Here is a 1,842-nt window from a genome sequence, read left to right as displayed (position 1 = left end):
GCCCCCGCCGCCCCGCACCACACGCGGCGGCCGGCCGCCGCGTGTGGTGCGGGGCGGCGGGGGCTGCTGGCGGACCCAGCCGTGTTCCTCCAGGAGGTCCAGGGCGGGGTCGAGGTCGCCCATGGCGGGGAAGTCACTGCGGGGCATCGCGCGGAAGAGGTCGCGTTTGGTGAAGGCGGTGGTGCGGGTCTCGGTCAGGTGGGTCAGGACCGTGTGGGCGGCTTCCTGGGCGGGGTCGGCCTTCATGGCGTTGAAAACGTCGAGGGCGTGGGCGGTGAAGTAGTCCCCGAGCCGGGTGGCGGCGGCCATGGTCTCGGCGGCGATCGGCTGGGTCCAGGCGTCCTCGGGGTGGGTGGCGAGGTGGAGGAGGCCTGCGATGCGGGCGACGGCGCCGTCGCGCTTGCTGGCCCAGTTCACGATCGGCGCGAGGCTCCCGTCCTTGCGGAGGCGGGATTCGGTGACGCGCTGGTAGGCGAGGAGGGTCGCGTCCGCCCCGGGGGTGAGGGTGAGTGCGGCGGTCTCGGTCCAGCCCGCCAGGGTCAGAGCCAGGTGCCCGAGGTTCTGGGCGTAGGTGCCGGCGGTGTCGGGGTCGAGGAGTTCGGGGGTTAGGTTGCGGTAGCCGACGAGCGATTCGGGCTTGGAGTAGAGGAAGCGGGCGAGGAGACCGCGGCCGTCGGCGCCCTTGATCTGGCCGATGGAGTCCAGGACGTCGGGCTGGACGGCCAGACCCATGGTGATGGCGGGGTTCTCGATGTACTGGGCGTCCCGGGCCTGGCGGTTGACGCGGGCCATGTCGCCAGCGTGGCCCTTGAGGAAGATCCCCATGTTCGGGACGCCGGAGTAGCGTCCGGCGATGATCTCGAAGATCTCGCCCTCGGGGGACAGGATCGCGATCCGTCCGTCCTGCTGGGCGAGGAGGCTGGTCAGACTCTCGGCGGTGACGTCGTCGGCGACCAGCTGCGGCTCCGCGGGGACGACGGCCCGTTCTGCCGCCTCGGCCAGTGAGATGGCCTGGGCGGTGAGACCGGCCAGCTTCTCGGCTTCGGCGTTGGCCGCCATCTTCTCGGCCCTCTCAGCGGCAGCTTTCGAGATCCGCGCGGAGGCTGCGGCCTCGGCCCTTTGGGGCGCCGTGAGCTCGATGAGGGCCTTCTCCGCGGCGAGGAGGGGTTTGGTCATGAGGCCGAACACGGCGCTCTTGCGGTTGCCGGGCGGCAGGGCGACGGCGGTGTAGAGGTTGACCGGTTCGCTCCACTGCCCCCGCACGGTCACGGTCAGGCGTCCGCCAGCGGCGGCGCCGATGACGGCGAGAGCCAGGCATCCGGCGAGGTCGACCGGGGTCTGGGTCTCCTCGGCGACGCCGGCCGTCATTGCGGCGAGCCAGTCAGGCAGGGCGTCCACCGGGAAGGCGGGGAGAGGGCCGCGGGGGTTGAGCGGGACCGGCTCGTCCCACACAGGCCCGGCGACGTCCTCGGGGGTCATGTCGTCAAACCCGGCCCACAGCTCGGGGTCGTGCGAGGTCATGCGGCATCCCTTCGCTGGGTGAGGCGGGAACAGACGGTGTGGTGCTGGGCGTGGTCGGCGATGAGCGCGAGAGACCGGGCCTGCCCGGCCGCGAAGAGGTCGCGGCCGCAGGAACACCAGGACCGCACGCTCGGGGCCGCCCCGTAAGAGGGCGGGGCGACGATGTGGAGCCAGGCCACCGGCCGGCGCCTGCCGTCGGCGTGCAGGTCAGGACGAACAGATGAAGGGACGCCTTCGGCGACGACCCTCGGCGCACCACGGCCGTCCCAGGCTGGGGCCGGTTTGGCGGGGCTGGTGCCGGCCGGTGGCCTGGCTCCACAT

The 1,842-nt window shown here is 72.5% G+C and carries 1 protein-coding gene; it reads right to left on the bottom strand.

All coding sequences use genetic code 11. The features are described 5' to 3' along the window. A partial coding sequence (locus tag PV721_RS43150; protein WP_319734308.1) for a YfjI family protein occupies nucleotides 1-1,521 on the bottom strand: 1,521 nt, incomplete at its 3' end. Nucleotides 1,522-1,842: the final 321 nt, after the last annotated feature.

This window comes from Streptomyces sp. MB09-01 (assembly GCF_033794505.1).
In the GTDB taxonomy this organism is placed as follows: domain Bacteria; phylum Actinomycetota; class Actinomycetes; order Streptomycetales; family Streptomycetaceae; genus Streptomyces.
This window is presented reverse-complemented; position numbering and strand designations above follow the sequence as displayed.